Raw genomic sequence first — 21,045 nt, 5'->3', positions numbered from 1 at the left:
CTAATCCCTTATAACATCATTCATGAAAAAGTCAACCAAACCATTTTTTAATGAACTCTTAGTCATTGATTTTACCTCACTGGTAAGTTTTGCAGTACCTTTTTCTCCTGTATCTGCTACAGTTACATAAAGTGTTATCTTAGGATCAAAATTAAGTAATTTACTAGAGCTTAATTTGCTAATTTTACTCAACCCTTGCTGCTGAGAACTTCCATAAGCTCCACTTAATGCAATGTCGTCCAATTTAGGTCTTACACTGCCTAAACTTTTAATACCATTTGCTAATCTTGCAAGTCTATTTTTAATAGGACTCTGCATCTTATCTAACCCATTTATATATCCTTGTCCTGTATTAATACCATATCCAGTAAAAAATGTTGACGGTGAATGTATACCTAGATCTGATTTAAACGTATTTTTTATAGAACTTGCTATAGATGCCACTTTATCTTTTATTTTGCCGGCCACACTGCTTATGCCATTAAATAAACCTTCAAAAATAAATTTACCTATAGCTTTCATATCTGCACCTAAGTTTTTAAATATCATTTTCCATCCCTGTGCTGATTTGGAAAGGAAATCTCTAAATTCATCAAAAGCAATCTCCCATCCTTTTATAGATTTAGAGAAAAAGTCACCAACGGATGCAAATATATCTTTTATAGCTTTTCCAAAAGCAGCTGCATATTTTTTACATGCGTCCCAATGCTTTATAACTTCATAAACTATCAATCCTAAACCAGCTATAATTCCTATGGTTATTACTACAGGTGGAGTAACCAATCCAGGTAATGCGGTAAATATACTTGCAGCTTTTTTCAATCCTCCAAATGCTGTTCCTACTTTTGAAATACCGGTTATTAGTTTAGGAAAAACTCCTATTACTTTAGTGATTGCTGGTCCAAATTTTGAAAACGCCCCTATAACTGTTGAAGTTGATGTTATTATTTTGCCAAACACAATCATAACAGGTCCAAACGCAGCAGCCATGACTCCGGCATAAACAATAATAGTTTGAATTGGCCTTGGCAAACTAGAAAATGCATTGACCAAAGCAGATATAAAATTAGCAGCTTTTTTTATTCCAGGAGCTAAAACATCTCCTATCCTTATTCCTGCTGTTTCCAAGCTTCCTTTCATTGCCTCTATAGATCCTTTTAAGTTATCTTGCATTGTATCTGCCATTTCTTTAGATGCACCGTCACAATTTTTTAACTCCTTTGTAAGATTATTAAATTTCTGGGGTCCTTGATCTACTAAAGCTAACATACCAGACATAGCTTCTTTACCAAACAAAGTTTCCATAACACTTGCTTTTTGTTGCTGGGTAAGTCCTTTTGTCTTATCCTGAAGCTGTTGTATAACTTGTCCAAGTGGAATCATTTTTCCATTTGCATCAAAAAAATTCATTCCCAGCTGTTTCATTACTTTTGATGCTGCTTTAGTCGGACTTGCAAGATTAGTTAATGCACTTCTTAATGTAGTACCTGCCTGACTTCCTTTTATACCTGCATTACTCAGTAGTCCTATTGCTGCACTTGTGTCTTCAAAAGAAATTCCCAGTGAATGTGCAACTGGAGCTATGTATTTCATAGCTTCCCCTGTATCCGTAATTTCAGCATTTGTATCTCCAGCTACTTTTGCTAATACATCTGCAACATGCGTTGTTTTATCAGCTTCCATTCCAAATCCTCTTAAAGAACTACTTGCTATATCTGAAGCCGTCCCTATATCAACACCTCCTGCAGCCGCAAGACTTAACATTCCGGGCATTGCACTCATTATCTCATTGTTTTTAAAGCCAGCAGAAGCTAAATTTTCCATACCCTCAGCAGCACCTGAAGCACTAAAAGACGTATCCGCCCCCAGCTGAATTGCTTGATCTCTTAATTTTTGAAACTCATCCCCTGTAGCACCTGAAATAGCCTTAACTTTAGACATTCGAGCTTCAAAATCCATACTGGTTTTCACTGCTGCAGTTCCAACTCCAACTAGAGGAAGTGTTACAGCCTTAGTTGCAACAGAACCAACACTTTGCATTGCACCTCCAAGACTTTGAATTCTACTCTCTGCAGAATTATTAGAATTCATAAACTGTTTCATCTGCTCTCCTGCACTGCTTAAACCACTTGTAAATCTTGAAGTATCTAATTCCATAAAAGCAACTACAGATCCTGCATTTATTGCCAAATACTCACCTCCCCCCTTAATTTTGAGTACAAAAAAAGAATCACAATTAAGTGATTCTTCTTCCTTATACTCTATTAAACTATTTCAGCTTTTAATCGCCCTATATCCAGCTGCCTCTGCTTCTTCTATCGTCCTAAAATAGACATTATTACTTAACTTTTGCATTTCCTTAGCATAATATGGATCACCTGGCAAATGATATATTTTACTATCTGTATCACCTATAATAGCAGGTTTCCCATTATTATCTATGTAAGGCTGTTTTTTAGAATCATCACTAGCTGATGATGTACTTAATGTTTTCGTAGCAACATCTTTCTCCAATGTACTCAAATCATTTTGTAAATTCACAAGTCCGTCCTGTAAATTCTTGTCCTGAGAAATTGGTATACTTACATATTGACCACTTGTAGGATTTGAAGGAGTTACACTTCCACTCACTGTTGGTGGATGCCAACTTGATGCAGTATATCTATCTTTCTGATCTTTAAAATACGCTTGTTCAGAACTGTAATCTGAATAAGCAAGCATAAAAAATAATAGGAAACACAAAATAGCAGGAAGGCCATACCCTACTCCAGCCTGCCACTTTTCTTTAAATAATATAGGTTTAATTATCATAGATTTTACTAACATTATTAAAAATACAAGTCCAATAGTATAAGCTATCCACATAATAGTGCTCCTTATGCCAAATAATACTTTATTTGTATAATATACTATATTATATCATATATTCTTAATAATTTGTTCATATTATAAGGGATATAGTCGTTTTAAAGTGGCTTATTATGCTTCATCATCCACTCTATAGTAGATTTATTGTCATTGCTAATATGTTTTTCTTCATCTTTCCATTTAGGAGTTTTAGGCTTTTCAGCCGACAGCTCACTTAAAATATAGGAACATGCTTCATCAAAACAAAATGCATCATAACTATTTTCTATGTTTAAAATTTGACTTGGCCTTATTTTGTATGTCCTTGCCATTGCTATTATTGAGATTATCCTTTGATGCTGTACGAAAGGATTTTAAACCCTCTACCCCCTGCTGGCTATATGCCCATAATTCAAATCTCTGTGTATCAGTCAATTCTAAATTTATCTCTTTAAGTTGCTTTATACTTGGCTCTACTAATGTATTTTCACAAATTATATCAATGACTTTTCCATACTCTTTTAGATCTATTTGATCTATCTTATCCTGATAAAAAAGCCTTCTAGCTACACCTAAAAGCTGGTTAGGTATTTGTCCACTTTGACATAATCCTAAAATTGAAAGCCTTTTTACTCTTGCACAAAAAGGCTTAGTCCCTGAAAAAGAACTTAACTCTATTATTTCTGTAGACATATTTTTTAATTCTTCAATACTTGTTACTTTTAATTCATCCATTTAAATTCCCTCCTATGCTGTAGTAAATTCAACTGTTACAGCTGTTGTATTTCCAGTTCCATCAGCTTTTCTTATAGCTGATGCAGTGGCCTCATATGTTACCCCTGCAACTATTGAAGTTGGTACAAAAGTTATTACTTTCTTAGCTGTATCCATTGTTACACTGCCCGAAACTACTGAACCATCTGATTTTTTAGTGACTTTAAAATTGGCAGCTGTCACATCTGCATCATTCACAGCATCAGCAAAAATCCATGTTACCCTGCAGTCAGTTCCTACAGTAACTCCTGGGGTACCTGTAGTCGAATCAGGACTCGTTGGAGCTGGAGGACTTGGTACTGTTACTGTAGTAGGAGTTGTTCCTCCTGTAGAAGAACTTGATGAATTAGGCAAACTGCTTACATATGATATATATATTGGCTTTTCTCCCTTCTTAGGTCTACTTGTACTTTCAAACTCTGGTACATAAAACTTTCCATCTTCAAATTTAAATTCCACTGGCGTACCTTTATTATGTCTAAAACTAAATTTAACATATTGAATAGTTGAAGAATCATAGTCTTTCTCTTCTGAATATAAATTTAATGTAAATGGTACTTTGTTTACTGCAACTCCAATTTCAGGACCTTCATAGCCACTGCTTGTCATAGTTCCACCATCTACTAAACACATTAGCTCTGGTGGAAAAGTATTATCAGTTAGTTTTACGTTATATCCAATGCAAATGTCTTCAGTTCGATTCATTGCAATTATTCTATTTTTAACTCTAAGTATATCTTCTTTACCTTTGCTTAAATCAGGTTTTACATCAGCTTTTTCAGCAGTATCAAAATAGTAAGTCTGTCCAGTATCTTCATTAATGATCTCTGCTAATGCTATGTTTGCTATTGGCATACCTTGAATTTCAGTTCCTGACATTAATTATCTACCTCCTTAGTCTTTGAAATGTTTGATATTCTATTGATTGTGTATATCCATTCACACTATCATCTAAAATGACAGGCATGATATTTCCTGTAGGTCTTATATATTCTTTTAATTCACTTAAAAAGTTTTGTATCTGTACTGTATAAGGTTCCATGTCTGAATAATTACTTCTAGGGCAATAAACAATAACATCCAAAGTTTGTGAACCTATTTGATTGCTACCTTGAAATCCTGTAGTACCTGTATTTTTTACTACTGTATAAGAAGATGTACATTTTCCTTTGTGTTGACTTGGACTATATACATCTATGCCTTTACTCTTTAGAAATAAAAAAACACGTTCCCATACGGTACGTGGTATATATGTTCCATTTATATAATCTTCCAGTATATCTCCCGGGACTGCATACTTAAAGTTAATTTCTGGCATAAAAGCACCTACTTTCCAAGTAAATTAGCCATTCCAGTTATAACTTCCGGTGTAAGTTTTCTTACTGTTGGTCTAAGAATAGCATATTTACCCTCATTTCCCAGTTCTAACTGGGCAAAAGAAGGACTTACCTCCATTCCAACTTCATTATCTGTACTTTTTCCTTTTGCATGAGCTAGTTCAAGGTATGGAGAATACTCCATATTTCCGGCAACATAAGCACTACACTTACTTTCATCTTCCCATTTAAATCCACCTTTTATAGTTTGTCTTGCATTGCCAGTCCTATTTTTCCAAGGAGCATTATTTTTAGCATAGCCTTCCATCTTTTTTCCTGCACTATCACAATAAACTCCTACAGCTGATCTCATTCTATTGTTTACTTCTCCATTTTTAGCAATTTTTCTTAGTAAATCAGTAGCATCAAATTTAAATCCAGACATATGGCTCACTCCATCCTTTTCAGATAAGTATCCCAAACAATATCTTCTATATTGCCTTTATCAATTATTTCATACATTACGGCATCCAATTTAAAATAATCATGCTCCTCTATCTTATTAACTTCATCATCAACTATAAGCAAAAATCTGTCCTGATAATTTCTATTAAGATTTGCAGCATCTGAACTATCATTAACTAAATTAATGGAAGTACTTCCTGTATGATAGTATCCTTTTACTGTACAAACATAGTCATCATCACTTTTTTCTTTAAAAACATTATCATCCTGCCTTAAAATTTTTACTTCTTTCATAAAAGGAGTTATTTTTCTTACAAGCTGCCTTCTTATTCTCTGCTTCCTAGTTTCATTCCATCTCATTGTCCATCAGCCCTTTTCATGCTTGTATTATAAGAAGTAACTGGCTTGAACTGCTTTGCAAGCCCTAACCAATATTCTCTGTTACTTTTTAACGTTATTCCTGATATTATCAATGCATCATCTGCTACTGCTTTCTTTAAGCAGCCTTCATAGCTTGCTGCTTGTACATCTCCACTGTTTTTATCTAACAAAAGCTGCAGATCTTCATCATCAAAATAGGAATACTCCTTCTCTTGAAGATTAAATTTTAATATTTCTAAATCAGTAGCCATAATTTCACCTGCTTACTTATCAGCAGGAGGAGGAGTTTGTTGGCCATTTCCCTGCCCAGGCTGTTGTGTTTGAACTGGTGGAGTATAACTTATATATCCCTTATCCTGCAATTCTTTTAAATCAGATTCTCTTATCTTTAGCTTTTCTCCAACTTTTTTAATGTCAGTATCATATTTCATATTAACCTTTGCAGTTACCTCAATCATATTTTCTTTTTCCTTAGCTGCTGCCATTTATATCAATCCTTTCTAAAAAAATAATAGAGAGAATAACTCACTCTATTTTATAGTTGCAAAGAAACATTCATCTGCTCTATCAAATGAAGGTATGCCTAATTGTGATACTTTTGTTTCAACTGTTACTGGATCTTCTTGTACTTTGGTTGTTATAGCAACACCTGTATTAACTATTGAAGTATCAAGTTTACCTGTACCATAAATCTTATCGGCTTCTTCAGGAGTTGTGCCATAAACTGTATTTCCCAAAGAACCATCTGGAATTAAAGTAACCTCAGTATCATTATAATAGCTTTTTGTTGAACCATCCTCTGCTATAAACGTTCCGTTTAATAACCCTACAGATAAATTAAGTTTGGTATTTAAATAATTAATTATATCTGTATCTGTAACAATTACAGCTCCAAGATTTCTTGCCATTAATTCATTTTTTATAGCTGTATTACCTTTAATATAACCTAGCACTGTATCTGTAAATAAGATTCTTGTAGGCTTGCCATATCCATCATCAGTTAATACTTTTGACCATCTTATTAAATCACCTACAATATCAGCAGCAGGATTATCCCAAGTAGCAGTTCCAGTCAAAACTTCTTTATGATTAGCTGGAATATTATAATCAACAACTATATCTCCATCTGATGTTGTTATATTAACTTCACCAGTTTGCAACAACTGCGCTCTCATTCTCCTCATTTGAACCTCTGCACCATCAACTAAATTTTGATAATTATTATAAACTTGTGATGTAAGCTGTTCTACTAAATTTTGATTATTAGATTGCATTGCAAGCATTAACATTTGCCTATCTTTTTCTTTTATTAAAACTGATTCCTTAAAGAATGGCATTTCCTTTTTCTCTAGATTTAAACTTGCATTTAATGCTCTTGATTTAACAGCTACATCAAAAGCAGATAGTCTAAGTGCCACAGGTTTTTTCTTAGATCCTTTTGCTAATTCTATTTCAGTACCTAACTGCTTGGTTGCTGGAAATAAAACTTTATCAATTGTAGTTTGTGGTGGTAAGTTTTGAATGTATAACGCTATTTCTTGCGAATTTATAAATTCTTCTAAAGTCATTTATATTCCTCCCCTATAAAAATTTAATCATGTTTAATGCTGTTTTAGCTGCATCTGCTGGTGAAACTGGTAATTTGGACGTATCAACGAATCCAAATATAGTTACTGGAACCACTTCAGTACCCATTGAATTATTAAAATTTACATCTTCATAGACAATTCCATATGCAGTGCCATCATTTACAACTTTTCCTGTAGAATCAATAATTGTTCCTGCTGGTAAAATACCATTAGCGTTTAGAGTAGTTGCTGTTTTTGCGACTTTAAGATCCTCATTCAAAAAATATTGACTGTATTTTAATATATTTACTTGCGAACTTCCAATTGTGGTTGTACTTTGTCTCATTCTTAAAACCTCCTACTTAAAAAATTTATTTTGTTCTTCAGTATTGGTCATGGCTGCAGCCTTTTGTTTTGCAAGTCTTTCCCCAAGATGTGTAATTGTTGGCTGCCTGTCTTTAGCACCACCCGTTTCAAAGTGTCCGGTACCAGGTACTTCTTTTTCAAAAAGATACTCTCTCTCTTTTTTCATAGGCTCAATTTGTTCATTAATACCAACTACTTTTCCATCATCTGAAAGCTTTATATTGTCATAGTTAATAAGTTTCATTGCTAGTTCAATATCTTTAACTTTAGATTGCTTTAAAGCTTCTTTAACTGCTGTATCAAGCTTAATTTTGGTAAGTTTAGCTTCATAATCTTTAGTAGCAGTTTCATTTTCCTCTTTAAGCCTCTTAATCTCAGTTGTAAGATCCTCATTGCCTTTAGCTTTCTCTGTTAAAGTTTCAAGCTGTGTATCCCTATCTTTTAACTGTTTTTTATAATCCTTGATAGAATTATTTGCAGTATCAAGTTTAGATTTTTCAACATAACCAGTACTGTCCACAAAATCAGTATCTTTATATTTATTTCTAGTTTCCTCTGGAAGTGCTTTAAAAGCCTCTTCTCCTATAATCTCATTTAATTTTGGCATTACTTTTGTCCTCCTTTTTATTTATCAAATTATTAATTTTATCCATGATTTCATGTTTTACTTCATCAGGAACTCTTTTATCTTCCATGACTTCTTTCAAAATATTTGTAAAGCCATTGAATGCGTCAGTCCCTGTAATATCTACTTTTGCAGATAAATCTTTGGGCATTAACATCACCTCATTTCTTACAAAAATAAAAAGCCTTATTTCTAAGACTTAAATCCTACCTCTTTATTTTTAATATTCTTATTAATTGCTATTGCTTGTACTTTATTAAAATCTACCCATGCAGTACCATCATCATCTTTAATCTCATAACATTTATAACTCTCATTTGTTTTGCCATTTTTAAAATTACAATAAGCTTCTTTTAATCTTAAGCATTCATTTTTAGTCGCAGTGCCCTCTATACACTCACCACTATCAAGCCATATTATATAGTTTTCCATAACAAACGCTCCCTATTTCAAGTAAAATAAACGACTGTTTTATTTACTTGAATTTAATAATTATATAGCATACGCACTTAAACCATTCTTTAGTAAATATACTCGGTAAAGATTTCAAAATAAATTTTTATTTATCTTTTACCGTTTTGTTTACTATAAATCATATTTTTCTCTAAGTTCCTGCATTATTTCTTTATCCTCCTTAACTATTTCATCATACTTCTTTTGTAATTTTTCTATTTCTTTTAGATTTTTTCTAATTCTGTCATCTTTATAAAAAGAGGTATATTCATGTTTACAGTATGGACAAGTAAAGAAAACTCTCTGAACATTATCATTTATCCACTTTGTTTTAAGCTTTTTGATTTTAAACGACTTTCCACAGGAATCACATTTTATTTCTGGCATTTTTAATGCTTCTTTCAAACTGTTTTTCATAATACCTCCTACGAACTAAAATAATCACCATATTCTTTGTACCAATTATCTACCACACTATCTGAACTTCCATTAACCCAATTTCTCAATCTAGAACCTATATTTTCTAAACTATCATCAAGTAAGGGTTCCTGATAACACAGTCCATTTGGATGATCCATAGGACAATCTTTAAGTGAATAGACTCTTCCATCCCTATCTTTACATAAAGAACATGTTCTGCCTGCTGCAAATACACTATGCCATTTAATCTTTGTTGTAAATGGGTTTCTTTCACAGCTTCTAAGCATTGCTAAAGTATATGCATGACTTATTGAAGTCCTTGCAAGTCTCTGAGCACAATAATCAATTGTTTTTGAAGTACCTGGATAAACTTTTTTCCAATTCCAATCTTTTTGTGCATCCGGATTTACATATGTCTGAAGATCCTGAGCTAATTCATATGCACTTTTCTTTTCTGCAATGCCTTTTTGAATTATATAATCAATATCACCATTAACCTTAGTATCATTAAACCAAATTCTCCTTGAAAGTCCTCTGCCATCTTTGTATATGTTGCCTTTAACAAGTTCCTTCACTACATCACTAGGTACTTGAGAAAACATATTCGTGAATGATTTACTCATTCCTAATCCATATCTCATATTAATCTGGTCAAAGAAATCTAGTTGTATTGCGGTTGCATATTCAGCGCTACTTTTCACGTTTTCTTCAATAATAGATTTTAACATTTTATTTATTTCTTTAACTTTTGCTCTTACAGCTTTACTATAATCCTTTAACCATCTCTCTGTTAAGCTTCCTTTTCTGGCCTTATTCGCTTTGATTTTCAAATCTTTAGCAGCTTCTTTATATAAATCTCTAATTTGTCTAAACTGATTTATTGTGAGCTTATCTCTGTTTTCCCTTGCTTCTTTAATTAACCTTTGGTACTCATTCATTTAAATTACCATCCTGAATTGACTGCATTTGGTCATTTTCAGCTGCAGTTATATCGCTTATTTCCTGAATTATCTGTGTATATTCTCCCTCTACATCTTCAACATCACCATAGGTTTTAATATAATCCTTGTGACTTCTTACATTGGCTTGAACCTCTTCTATTGCAGTCTTCTTCTTATCGTCTATATCATCAGGTATAGGATAATTATGTTTAAATAAAATGGTATAAGAAATACTTAGCCACTCATCTTTAAAAGCAGCATTATAGCTATATTTAGCAGACTTAATTATAAAACTTATCAGATTTTTAAAAACTGGTTCCCAATCACTCCATTTTTCTTCGCATCTTGCAATTAAGTCATTATACATATACTTCATAGCTTTTGCACTTGGAATATTGCTTAAATCCTTAATATTGGGCATGTCTAAAATATCTCTCATGTCTTTATCAATTCTATCAAGATAATTATTTGCTGCTTCAGCATTGCCCATATTATATTCAAGTCTCTGGATGATTGCCTGCTTACCATTTTCATTAGCCGTATTTTCTGTTTTTATAGCATGTAATGCATTAGGGGCTATAGTTAATTTATTTACGTCATCTTCATTACCATCAATAACAGCCTCTGCACCAAACATTTGAAATCTTAATGCATCTGCATAATCAGAATTCTTTTTATTATATAAAGTTTGCGGTCCCTTTAGATCTTCAAGGTCACTTTCACCAAAATCATCATTAAGTTCTCCACCATTTTTTATAAGCCAGCATGGAATAGTATCGAAACCTGTATTCTGGGTAATTTCTTCAGTGGGACTGCTTAAATCATTTCCTGAATAAGTTTGCTTTTTATAATATGCTTGAACCGGTGAATTCTCATTCTCTCTATCATAGTAATAAGTATGAATATAATAAATCTTTTTAGTATCATCCTGCTGGAACACATTGTCATCATCTTCTTGAAAGAAACTCACCTGAAGCAGATCACCGTTTTTTTCTTTATAAGAGAAATCTTCTATGTTCTCATACTTAATTGATATTGGAGTTCCTGGATTAATTTCCAGCCTTAAAAGCACCCTTTTCTTTATAGTACTCATAAGAAAAGCCTTTCTTGTATTTTTCCAGAACTTATTGTCCTCAAGTATATCATCAATAAATTTTCTTAATTCTTCGCAACTATCTGTATCTTTAGTATTATCTGGTTTAATTGTTATTATAGGTTGTACACCAAACATAAATCTAGCTTGCTTTTTAAGTAATGGCTTAACTTTATTTCTTATGTCTTCCGTTGGCTCATAGTCTACATTATCATTGTTTTCCCAACTTTGACCTAAGAACACTTTATCAGCTTTGGCAAGTTTCTTGTTTATACATTTACCTTTATAAAAAATATAATCCTTGAGAGCCCTTCTTCTTTCCTTTTTTTCTATAGGTGGTAATTGCAGTAATGTTTCCCTTACATCATTTATCACTAGAATACAGCACCCCCTTTCCTTTGTTGGTTAAGTTTAATAGTTCCATTTCCTTTATTGTAGACACTGTCTGCATACTTTTGTTCTTTAATATCAGCAACCTCATATCCATCTAATCCATACCATATAGCTGAAAATGTATGTGGATCAATATTAAATTCATCCTCTATGATTTCTTCATTTTTATCCACTGCATAAGTCAGATCTTTCAATTCTTCTATGGTATTAGTACAGTTATCAGAACATATTATCTTCTTGAACCTCTTTACTTTTTTAGTATTTTGAAGCCTTGAACCTTGAAACTTCTTAGCGCCACGCATATTAAAGCCTTGCTGCTTATAATATTTTATAGTCTTTGGCTCTGCACAATCAGAATAAATAAGCTCTTGAGTATTTTTAAATTCAGCTATTTCAATGGCGGTCTTATCATCTGTCATTTGATTTTTGTAATATTCCCAATAGATATAAAGTATTTTGTTATCATCATCAATGCACATTCTTACAATAGCGTTATATGAAGTTTCAAAACCAAAGTCCATGCCAACTCTTTTAATTGAATTCTTTATATTGCCTATAGACTGGAGTACTGCATAATGTGGAGCAACTTCAAACTGTGGAAGTACTCTCCTTCCATTTACACCAAATTTGCCTTTACGTGCTATTCTATACAAATCAGGATCATAAGTTTTTAGTTCATCAAGCTGCTCTGTATAACTTTGGGGCAAAAATAAATTATCATCAGCAGTTGAATGATGATAATATGTGTTGTTTCTTATGACTATTCCTTTTTTATAAAGTTCTTCATCATCAAGTATGAATATTTTCTTTTTGTCATTTCTGAAAAAGTGCTTATATGCCCAATTATCCTTACTTACAGGGTTAGTTGAAAGTATCATATGCAATGATAGGCTTGGATGCCTTAAACGTCCTAAAAGTTCCTTAAATCCGGCATATTTAACCTCTGAGCATTCCTCTATCCATACTATAGAAACATTATTTATAGATTTAAGTTTTGAAGGTTTATCCATGCCCTTGAATATTATCTTAGAGCCATTAGGGAACTTAACCTGCATTGGTGATGTTACGCACTTTATTTTATCATCTAGTCCCATATCAGTTATTATTTCTTCAAGGAGCGAATAGCAGCTGTCTCGTATAGTATCAAATACTTCTCTAACCACAAGTGCAGTTCTTTTCTCCTGCAGTAATTTAAGTATTAATTTTAATGCCACATGGTAGCTCTTTGATGATCCATAGCCACCAACTAAAAAATAAAACTTATAATCCCAATTAAAAATAAAATCTTCAAAGTGAGGATTGACTTCCTTTTCTACAGCCATTATTCCTCGCCCTTTCGTTTTATTATTATTTTTATTGGCTTATCTTTATCAGGGTTTTTAACCTTATCAACATCTGCCCTAATTTTTTCTATTCTTATTTTCTGCTCTTCAGTTGCCAAATTCCAATTTGCATGAAGCATATCATCATATCGTTTTATAAGCTTTTCTAATGTATTAAGTGCATTAGATTGAGTATTTATTAAAGTAGCCTCTCTATCACCTGCAAATTGAATTTCATATTCCTTTTCCCAACCATCAGAATTTGTCCCACTAGATTCTTTTTCTCTTTTAAGTTCCTTATTAATATCATTTTTATTTTTTACATGCATTATTTTTTGCATATAAATTACTCTAGCCTCTTGCAAACAAATACTTCTCCATAACTTTTCAAGTGGATCTTCCTCATCTAGTTCTTCCATTATGTTTTTTACTGCAAGAGGAATTCTTTTACTATAATTGCCATAGGTAAACCTATTAACATTACCTAATGGAGCACCTCCACTGTTGCCAATAGCATTTTTATTTCCAGTAGGAGCACCTACTTTCTTTTTTATTTTTTCTTTCCATTTATCTCGGCACTTCCACGCTGCTATAGTTCTCTTATCCTCCTTTAGTAGAGCAGCTATCTCTTTATTAGTAATATTTCCTTTATATTTTTTATATATTTCAAAAGCCTTACTCCTGTTGGGATTTCTTTGTTTTGTCATATATCATCACTCCTTTTTAAGCAAAATAAAAAAGCTAGAATTAAGCACTAGCTTTTTTACTCATTTCATCAACTGCTTTATACAATGTTGGTTTTGTTATACCAAACATATCACATATATCCTTTAGTGGAGTTTTCTTTTGGCTATACAAATCATATATAGCTTTTTTCTTAGCCTGATCTAATTTCGGTCTTCTACCACCCTTTCTTCCCCTAGCTCTTGCTGCCTCTAATCCTTCTCTAGTTCTTTGGCTAATTAAGTCTCTTTCAAATTGGCTTATTCCAGCCATGAAAGTAAACATTAATTTCCCCTGTGGTGTGGTAGTATCTAACCAACTTTCCTTTAAGCTTTTTATATTAGCACCTTTTTTCTCTATTTGTTCAACCAAATTGAATAAATCCTTAGTACTTCTACTTAGCCTAGTAAGATCCATAACTAACACAACGTCATTTGGCCTTAATTTATCTAATAATCTATTTAACTCTGGTCTATCTGCTTTTGTACCAGTTATTTTCTCTTGTATTATTTCCTCTGCACCTGCTTTAGTTAAAGCATCTAGTTGTCTATCTAAATTTTGCTCTACTGTACTTACACGAGCATATCCTAATATCATAAAAAACACCGTCCTTCAATAATTACTATACTTATATAGTAATTTAAACGGTATTGTTTGTCAATATATTTACTTTAATTATTTTACTTATTTTTTTACTCAACAAATGGCTTAATTTCGTTATGTGTAAATATTTGTATCTTAATAAAATAAACGTAGATTTTTTTTACTAAAAGTTGTGTCGACTACCCAGTCAGTTTTCATTGTAGTAATTGCAATGTTTTTATTGTAGTAGATGTTACGTTAAGCATTGTACCTATAACGCGTTAGCACCACCTAATTGAGTTGAATCAAACCCCTTTTTTGACCAACCCTCAGGGTTATTTTTCCAACAAAAAGTTAAATCACTGTTAACCCATTGATATTACTAGGTTTTTATGATCTATTGGAATTTTTTAGAATACGTAATAACAGGGAGGATTACTGATATCTTTTTTTAGGTGCATATATTGGTAAGATTTTTTCATTTTACTTTAAATAAGCACCATTTTATTTTTTACGCATTATATATCTTCATCAGCAATTTTTGCTGCATCCTCTTTCATCTTTTCTTTTATACCCAAATACCTTTTTGTTTCCTCTACTGACTGGTGATTTAATGCAATTCTTACTTTTTCTAAATCTCCACCTGACTCTTCATATATTATGGTGGCGTAAGTTTTACGTGGACTATGTCCACTTATATTTTTAAGACCTATGCTCTGCCCTACTCTTGTTAAAATCGCACTAAATGATTTTTGTTTTATTGGCTCCAATCCATTTTTAGATTTATTAGAAGGAAAAGCATATTCAAGCCTTTTTTTACCTTTAACATAGTTACTTAAATATCTTTCTAAATTATTACCTATATAAACTTTTCTCTTATCGGGTTTCTTTTTATTTGGATACCTATGTAAATTTGATACCCACTGGTTATATTGCTTATGCTCTTGAATTAAAAAATAACCATCTTCTAACGCATCTTTTATTTGTCCAATTGTAAGTGTGACCAGATCCTGCATTCTATACCCAGTTGCTCTGGCCAATATAAATAGCATTAAATTTCTTTCGGCATATCTTTTACTATACTCAACTAATTTCTCTTTAAACCTTTGATATTTATTTTTTGGTATTGGTGCTGCAGTTCCTTTTTCCCAGTTTCGAATTTTCTTATCCATTATCTCACCTGTCTTAAAGCACTTTTATGTCTTTTATAACTATGTGCATCCATAAGCTCTTTATAGTTAATACATTCTTTAATCTTAAAGTCCTGCAGTTTCTTTATATACTCTTTATCAATAGAAATTCTAATTAAATTTTCCGCAAAATGAGGATTCTTAGGAAGTTTTTTCTCTAAACACAAATCTATAAGCATTCTGGCAATACCCATATTTTTTACATGTATGCATCCTTCTTTAAATACTTTATTTGTATTTATAATCAGGTACTCACTATATACTGGAATTATTATATATTCATTTTTCTTATAGATTCGATTCAATTTATTCACTTCCTTTTAAATTTTAGTATTCAATATATAGTATAAGTTATCCACATTATGTACAATATATTGTGTATAACTATTAAAGTCTAAATTTAAGCATAATAAAAAACACTCAGAACTTAATCTAAGTGTCTTTCTTGTAAATTTCTATGATACTATAATATCACAGACTACATTATATATATCTTATATAAATCTAATATTTTTATATAATTTTTATTATACATATATAAGAGGTATCAACTTCTTTATTATTTTACTTTTCAAACAAACACAGTATACTTCATTCCTATCAATTATTTGTGCTATAACTTTAAACTGTAGCTTCTTGAAATATCTTAGATCTACTAAATTCATTTCATCATCAGACAAAGTCTCTAGTGCATTATCTATCTTCTCCAATTGGACCTTAAGTTTATGCCTCCTCACCCTCAATTGTTCTGGCTTCAATGCCTCATTCTCAACTGCACTATTAAATTTATTTGTAGGAGCCGACTTCTCTTCATATCCTATAGCCTTACATCCTGCACCTTCATTATCCAACTCTTGTAATTCTAAATCTATATTCTTAATTTCTGCTTTTATTGCTTTATAATTATATAAATTTGATTCCACACCTTTGTAATATTTTATAGCAAACACCTCTTTTCTATCAGGTTACCTTTTTGGTTACTACTTTTTAGTAACCTTTTAAGTATTGGTATATCTAGCTTTAAGAGCATTTTTTTAAAGGTTACCTTTTTGAAATACATATGGACAGAACTTTATACGTAAGTGCATGTACACTCGCGTGTATATATATATGTTTATGTAACTTAGTAACTCATATATATATATATACAGCCACGCCAGATATACCAACATTTTCAGCGGTTACTTTTTTGGTTACCTTTGGTTACCTTTTTGCATTTTTAGTAACCTACTTGTTTTTATTAAACTTGTCCGGAAATACGACTTTCTGTTCATCTTTCTCCCACTCATCCTCAAAAATATCCGGCGGAGCTATTGCCTCAAGTCCTAACTTCTTAATTTTTTTAATATCATATAAATCAAATTTTGTGGTTTTCTTATTTACTTTTACCACCTTTCCTGACGGTTTTAATAAATATCCTGCCATTTTAGCCTGCTTCTTAAAATCCTTTAGCTCCATCATTGGCTTTTTATCTCCAATGTCCTTCATGTATGAAAATATCTGGTTGTACATTTCGCTAGTTCTAATGTATATATTACCTTCATGACGATATACAGCACATTTTAAATATTCATCACTTACCCTATCATCACCAACAATCTGGTCGTAAAGTTTCAATATTTGTTCAACTTCAGAAGATGATTCCTCCCCATTGTCCAAAATTTCATTTTTAATATTTTCTACTACTGAAGTTTCATATTCTTGTATAAGATCTAAACTAAATTTACTAAGTAACTTATCCAATATAGCAATTCCAGTGCAGATATTAATTGCAGTATTTAATGGCCTATCTTTTAACCCCTCAATCTTATTAGCCTCAATATCTCTAAGATTTTTATATTCTTCTACTGACATATTCAAGACTATATCAATCAAGCTCCTACCTAGTTTATTTAAAATATCTTGATGATCTATTATCCAATTCATAGCAGTAGTATGTTCTTTAGTCCTTTCACCTTTAGAAAAGTAAACAATACATGATCTTTCATTAAGTGCTTTTTCATTATTGACAAAAGTTTGTTCACCAGCCAGTATTATAGGTCTTGTAAGAGCAAATACTGTATTACTTTTTAAGTTTCTATTACCCTTATCAATAGTGTGCCTATCATAGCTATTTCTTAAAATTTCGCTAATCATTTTCTTTTTATACTCATTCATTTCACTTGGTTTAAATTCTTCAAATAGAATTGAATAATTTCCTTCACTTAATGCTTTTTCCATAGCAAACGGCGTTGTTAACCCTATTGACTTAATATCATCCTTCGGGTAATTTAAGATAGCAGCAATCACATTTTCTAATGTTGTACTTTTACCTCCTCCACTTTCTCCAGCTAATAAAAGGTGATGAAAATTAATTCCTAGCTCCATAGCTTGAGCCACTGCAAAATTATTAATTATTGTACCTATAATGGAATAGCTTATTTTTTTAGGTACAAACTCAAATAAACATTTCATAAGTTCCTGTAATTCTTTCTTTTCTATAGGTTTTATGTCTATAATCTTAATAGTTGTGCCGCCATCACTCTTTATCTTTGGATCTACACCTTTATTTGAAATCATCCCATCTTTTGTGACAAGTTTAATCTCACCATCTTCAAGTACAAATCTAGTACCTGAATAAACTTTCGATTTTTCAAGAGCAAAATATTTGTTTATCCATGCCTTTAAGGTCATTAAATCATCAACTTTTCCCTTAAATATAAGGTCCATAGAACCAAGAAAATTTCTAAATGACTTTGGATCATCAAACACACTCACATAATCCATCTTTTCAATTATGCTACCGAAAGATGTTTTTATGGATAACTTTATACCTTCCACATCCTCATTAACATAATGTATTGCTGTAGCATCAACCACATTGAAATTGGTCATGTATATTCTTTTTTCATCTTCACCCTTAAAAGTAGTTTTATAAATTCCTAAAGAATCCTGCTGCAACTCATATTTATTTTTTAAATCTAATGACCTATTAAAAGCATTTAGTAAATCCCTTTTATCGTGTCCAGCATCTAACCAGTCTGTAACATCTTTGTTGTCCCCCATGGATTTTATACCCAGGAGGTTTATAAATTTGAATGACTTGGCTGAACTAAATAGTTTTTTATATATGGACCACTTATATCTTTCTCCGGCTTCTCCGGTATCACCGCAAATGTATAAGTATGCATTTTCATACATAGACAAATCTTTTACATTTTTAACACTGGTAGCAACATAATCACTTCTTTTAAGCATAGAGTTAAGGTTATTTACATCTTTTTCACCTTCACATATAATTATTACTTTTCCATTTTCAATACCTTGTATGGCTTCATACAGGTTATATGGGAGTTCATCACATCCACGCTTATTAATTACCTTACTGTCCTCGATATGATAGTAAGAAAGCCGTTTTTCACCTTTATCGTTCTTGAATTTGGCTTTGAAATATGCAACTTCGCCCTTATCGTTCGTAAAAGGAAATAACCCTATGAGCTTCTCTTTCCATACAAATTTCTTTATTTGCCAATCTATAAAACTCTGTACTCTTTCAGTCTGCTGCTCTTGAACACTTTTTTCAACTGTAAGTCCCAAATACTCCCGAGCTTGGTTATATGAGACCCCTTTTGTCTCTCTTATAAAGTCTATTGCGTCTCCACTTTTGCCACTTGAAAAATCTTTAAATTTCCATTTATTATTATTGCTATCAAAATAAATAGCAAAAGAAGGGGTTTTTTCATTAGAAAAAGGAGATAATATTTTATTTTCTCTATTGAATTTTTGCCCTGTAACATCTTCTATAACTTGTCTTAAATCAATGTTTTCTATATTCATATTACCCCCCCCTAACCTACAAGCTTATGAAGACTAAATATAAAGCCTTTATGTGTTTTTACTTTCTTTTTAATACATCTATTTATAGCACCTTTATCAAAACCATTCCTGACAGCTTCGTGTATGGATGGATATATTTTTATGAGTTTGCCTTTTAAAGAATATTGATATAGCTTTTTGCCATTTTTGTTTTTTAATTTTTCTCCTATAAGTTTATGATTGGTATTATTCTTAACTCTTTGTATTACAGTGCCATAATTCATATTATATTTGCCTGTACACCATTCTAAATTATCAACATTATTATTAGTTTTGTTTTCGTCTTTGTGATTTATTTGAGGCAAGTTTAAAGGATTAGATATAAAAGCCTCTGCCACCAGTCTGTGAACTTTAAATGTTTCGACTTTTGAGTGTTTACTAAGCTTTACATTAACATATCCTTTATTTAAAGTTGTCTTTAAGTCCCGTCCATTATATCTGAATATTCTGCCATCTGAATAAATAATTATTCTATTTACGCTTCTTATTTTTCCTGAATTGCTTACCTGATAATATCCTTCATACCCTGCAATATCTTTCCATATTTCTTTAAATCTATGGAAGGGGCACTTTATGTACCCCTGTCTATTAAAATGCTCTCCTGTTTCTCTTTCTATTAATTCTTTTAAGTCAATATCTTGCAGTTCCACCTTCTCACCTCTTTTCTAATGTAAAATTTAGTTGAATTGTGACTTATAAATCACTTTGCTCATATGGTTTTGGCATAGGCATCCAAGCAATCACTTCACTTATATCTGGTAATAATATATTACCTATTTCACCAAAGTGAAAAGCGTATCCTTGCTCATAACATTTTTCCATATACCACACAGGGTATCTAAGTTCTAACTGATTTCTACAATGGTCTTTAACTGTTGCGATTATACAAGTACCTGCTGGCGGTAATTTTTCACTTATTTGTATCCATTCCATAAAATAATTCCTCCTTAAAAGTTCGTATTGTATTCATATTACTGACATTCTGCCTCTGGACTTATATCTGCATCCAATTCTTTTAAGAAATTCCTAACACTGTAGTAAAGTTTTCTGTATATCTCAAAACCCGCGTCTTTTCTGTCAACAAAAATTGTGTCATGCAAGTACAAATCTTGTATACTTGAAAGCCGTCCTAAAAATGCTTTTGGTTGATATAAGCTTCTGTATTTACCTGCCTTTATATGCTCCATAGCGTCCTTATCTTCGATTATTAAATACATCTTGATATGTTTGTACTTTGCCCTTTGAAGCTCACGTATGAGCCTTATATCGTCATGGGTATCCGTTTTCTCTGATAGGTTTCCTGCAAGCTCGTCAACTGAATTTTTCCTTTCAATAGCTACAGGAAAATATAAATCTCTATATATGCCCATATCAGCCCTTTTAGTTATAATAGCTGTATAATCGCCCTCGTCAATCTTCTTTCTCTTATATGGCACCTTCTTACTATCAAAATAAGCTAATATATGGCTGTTTTGCTGTTCTCTCGTATCATAGAGAATAACAAAATTTTCTTTTAAAAGCTTCTTAATATCTGAATCTGAAAATTTATAATGTATCTGCATCTAATCACTTCCTGACTATCTTTATAGGAAAATCTTTCCTATTATTTAATTCTTCTATGAGTATGTTTGTTGGTACCCATGATAATTTTTCATTAAATACTCTTTCAAGTGTTTTATTATTTAAAAGTTCTTTTGTTTTAAGAGCTACAGACAATTTACACAAAACTTC

At 31.8% G+C, this 21,045-nt stretch carries 28 protein-coding genes; all 28 read right to left on the bottom strand.

Annotated features, from left to right (window positions below):
* Window positions 1-2,190 (bottom strand): phage tail tape measure protein, encoded by a 2,190-nt coding sequence (locus tag CLCOS_RS19835; RefSeq protein ID WP_063601142.1) that lies wholly within the window; start codon window positions 2,188-2,190, stop codon window positions 1-3.
* An 84-nt stretch (window positions 2,191-2,274) separates the two neighbouring features.
* On the bottom strand, window positions 2,275-2,865 hold the full coding sequence (locus tag CLCOS_RS19830) for a hypothetical protein (protein ID WP_063601143.1): 591 nt from the start codon (window positions 2,863-2,865) through the stop codon (window positions 2,275-2,277).
* Window positions 2,866-2,966: 101 nt separating this feature from the next.
* Window positions 2,967-3,179, bottom strand: a complete 213-nt coding sequence (locus CLCOS_RS19825; RefSeq protein ID WP_065080061.1) for a hypothetical protein — start codon at window positions 3,177-3,179, stop codon at window positions 2,967-2,969.
* A complete protein-coding gene (locus tag CLCOS_RS19820; RefSeq protein WP_063601144.1) occupies window positions 3,127-3,582 on the bottom strand; it encodes a hypothetical protein in 456 nt (151 codons plus the stop codon). The genes CLCOS_RS19825 and CLCOS_RS19820 overlap by 53 nt, the downstream gene beginning before the upstream one ends.
* A gap of 12 nt (window positions 3,583-3,594) precedes the next feature.
* Window positions 3,595-4,500, bottom strand: a complete 906-nt coding sequence (locus CLCOS_RS19815) for an Ig-like domain-containing protein (RefSeq protein ID WP_082853545.1) — start codon at window positions 4,498-4,500, stop codon at window positions 3,595-3,597.
* Window positions 4,501-4,507: 7 nt separating this feature from the next.
* A complete protein-coding gene (locus CLCOS_RS19810; protein ID WP_063601145.1) occupies window positions 4,508-4,939 on the bottom strand; it encodes a hypothetical protein in 432 nt (143 codons plus the stop codon).
* Window positions 4,940-4,947: 8 nt separating this feature from the next.
* Window positions 4,948-5,382, bottom strand: coding sequence for a hypothetical protein (locus CLCOS_RS19805; protein ID WP_063601146.1), 435 nt, complete (start codon window positions 5,380-5,382; stop codon window positions 4,948-4,950).
* Between the two features lie 5 nt (window positions 5,383-5,387).
* The gene (locus tag CLCOS_RS19800; RefSeq protein WP_063601147.1) at window positions 5,388-5,762 is read right to left on the bottom strand and encodes a hypothetical protein; all 375 of its coding nucleotides are present in this window, start codon (window positions 5,760-5,762) and stop codon (window positions 5,388-5,390) included.
* Complete coding sequence (locus CLCOS_RS19795) at window positions 5,759-6,034, bottom strand: hypothetical protein (RefSeq protein WP_063601148.1); 276 nt, start codon at window positions 6,032-6,034, stop codon at window positions 5,759-5,761. Before CLCOS_RS19795 ends, CLCOS_RS19800 begins: the two co-directional genes overlap by 4 nt.
* 12 nt (window positions 6,035-6,046) lie before the next feature.
* Entirely contained in the window at window positions 6,047-6,268 is a 222-nt protein-coding gene (locus CLCOS_RS19790) for a hypothetical protein (RefSeq protein ID WP_063601149.1), read from the bottom strand.
* A gap of 45 nt (window positions 6,269-6,313) precedes the next feature.
* Complete coding sequence (locus CLCOS_RS19785) at window positions 6,314-7,351, bottom strand: major capsid protein (RefSeq protein ID WP_063601150.1); 1,038 nt, start codon at window positions 7,349-7,351, stop codon at window positions 6,314-6,316.
* 13 nt (window positions 7,352-7,364) lie between these two features.
* Window positions 7,365-7,697, bottom strand: coding sequence for a hypothetical protein (locus tag CLCOS_RS19780; RefSeq protein ID WP_063601151.1), 333 nt, complete (start codon window positions 7,695-7,697; stop codon window positions 7,365-7,367).
* Window positions 7,698-7,709: 12 nt separating this feature from the next.
* Window positions 7,710-8,324, bottom strand: a complete 615-nt coding sequence (locus CLCOS_RS19775; protein ID WP_063601152.1) for a phage scaffolding protein — start codon at window positions 8,322-8,324, stop codon at window positions 7,710-7,712.
* Complete coding sequence (locus tag CLCOS_RS19770) at window positions 8,308-8,493, bottom strand: hypothetical protein (RefSeq protein WP_063601153.1); 186 nt, start codon at window positions 8,491-8,493, stop codon at window positions 8,308-8,310. Before CLCOS_RS19770 ends, CLCOS_RS19775 begins: the two co-directional genes overlap by 17 nt.
* Before the next feature lie 41 nt (window positions 8,494-8,534).
* On the bottom strand, window positions 8,535-8,774 hold the full coding sequence (locus CLCOS_RS19765) for a hypothetical protein (RefSeq protein WP_063601154.1): 240 nt from the start codon (window positions 8,772-8,774) through the stop codon (window positions 8,535-8,537).
* A 153-nt stretch (window positions 8,775-8,927) separates the two neighbouring features.
* Window positions 8,928-9,212, bottom strand: coding sequence for a hypothetical protein (locus CLCOS_RS19760; RefSeq protein WP_063601155.1), 285 nt, complete (start codon window positions 9,210-9,212; stop codon window positions 8,928-8,930).
* Window positions 9,213-9,220: 8 nt separating this feature from the next.
* Complete coding sequence (locus CLCOS_RS19755; RefSeq protein ID WP_063601156.1) at window positions 9,221-10,153, bottom strand: hypothetical protein; 933 nt, start codon at window positions 10,151-10,153, stop codon at window positions 9,221-9,223.
* Window positions 10,146-11,624 (bottom strand): phage portal protein, encoded by a 1,479-nt coding sequence (locus CLCOS_RS19750; RefSeq protein WP_063601157.1) that lies wholly within the window; start codon window positions 11,622-11,624, stop codon window positions 10,146-10,148. Before CLCOS_RS19750 ends, CLCOS_RS19755 begins: the two co-directional genes overlap by 8 nt.
* Complete coding sequence (locus CLCOS_RS19745) at window positions 11,624-12,964, bottom strand: PBSX family phage terminase large subunit (protein WP_063601158.1); 1,341 nt, start codon at window positions 12,962-12,964, stop codon at window positions 11,624-11,626. Before CLCOS_RS19745 ends, CLCOS_RS19750 begins: the two co-directional genes overlap by 1 nt.
* A complete protein-coding gene (terS, locus tag CLCOS_RS19740) occupies window positions 12,964-13,671 on the bottom strand; it encodes a phage terminase small subunit (RefSeq protein WP_063601159.1) in 708 nt (235 codons plus the stop codon). The genes CLCOS_RS19745 and terS overlap by 1 nt, the downstream gene beginning before the upstream one ends.
* A gap of 40 nt (window positions 13,672-13,711) precedes the next feature.
* Window positions 13,712-14,284, bottom strand: coding sequence for a recombinase family protein (locus CLCOS_RS19735; protein WP_063601160.1), 573 nt, complete (start codon window positions 14,282-14,284; stop codon window positions 13,712-13,714).
* A 503-nt stretch (window positions 14,285-14,787) separates the two neighbouring features.
* Window positions 14,788-15,441, bottom strand: a complete 654-nt coding sequence (locus CLCOS_RS19730) for a tyrosine-type recombinase/integrase (protein WP_063601161.1) — start codon at window positions 15,439-15,441, stop codon at window positions 14,788-14,790.
* Entirely contained in the window at window positions 15,441-15,764 is a 324-nt protein-coding gene (locus CLCOS_RS19725; RefSeq protein WP_063601162.1) for a hypothetical protein, read from the bottom strand. Before CLCOS_RS19725 ends, CLCOS_RS19730 begins: the two co-directional genes overlap by 1 nt.
* Window positions 15,765-15,986: 222 nt before the next feature.
* Complete coding sequence (locus CLCOS_RS19720; protein ID WP_242866920.1) at window positions 15,987-16,382, bottom strand: RNA polymerase subunit sigma; 396 nt, start codon at window positions 16,380-16,382, stop codon at window positions 15,987-15,989.
* 304 nt (window positions 16,383-16,686) lie between these two features.
* Window positions 16,687-19,275, bottom strand: coding sequence for a CHC2 zinc finger domain-containing protein (locus tag CLCOS_RS19715; protein WP_063601163.1), 2,589 nt, complete (start codon window positions 19,273-19,275; stop codon window positions 16,687-16,689).
* A gap of 11 nt (window positions 19,276-19,286) precedes the next feature.
* Window positions 19,287-19,859 (bottom strand): NUMOD4 domain-containing protein, encoded by a 573-nt coding sequence (locus tag CLCOS_RS19710; protein WP_430392622.1) that lies wholly within the window; start codon window positions 19,857-19,859, stop codon window positions 19,287-19,289.
* Window positions 19,860-20,007: 148 nt separating this feature from the next.
* The gene (locus tag CLCOS_RS19705; protein WP_063601164.1) at window positions 20,008-20,247 is read right to left on the bottom strand and encodes a DUF551 domain-containing protein; all 240 of its coding nucleotides are present in this window, start codon (window positions 20,245-20,247) and stop codon (window positions 20,008-20,010) included.
* 38 nt (window positions 20,248-20,285) lie between these two features.
* The gene (locus tag CLCOS_RS19700) at window positions 20,286-20,870 is read right to left on the bottom strand and encodes an ERCC4 domain-containing protein (protein ID WP_192847904.1); all 585 of its coding nucleotides are present in this window, start codon (window positions 20,868-20,870) and stop codon (window positions 20,286-20,288) included.
* Window positions 20,871-21,045 lie beyond the last annotated feature (175 nt).

This window comes from Clostridium coskatii, assembly GCF_001675205.1.
GTDB lineage: Bacteria > Bacillota > Clostridia > Clostridiales > Clostridiaceae > Clostridium_B > Clostridium_B ljungdahlii.
Note: the sequence above shows the minus strand (reverse complement) of the source record. Positions and strands in the feature narration are given on the sequence as shown.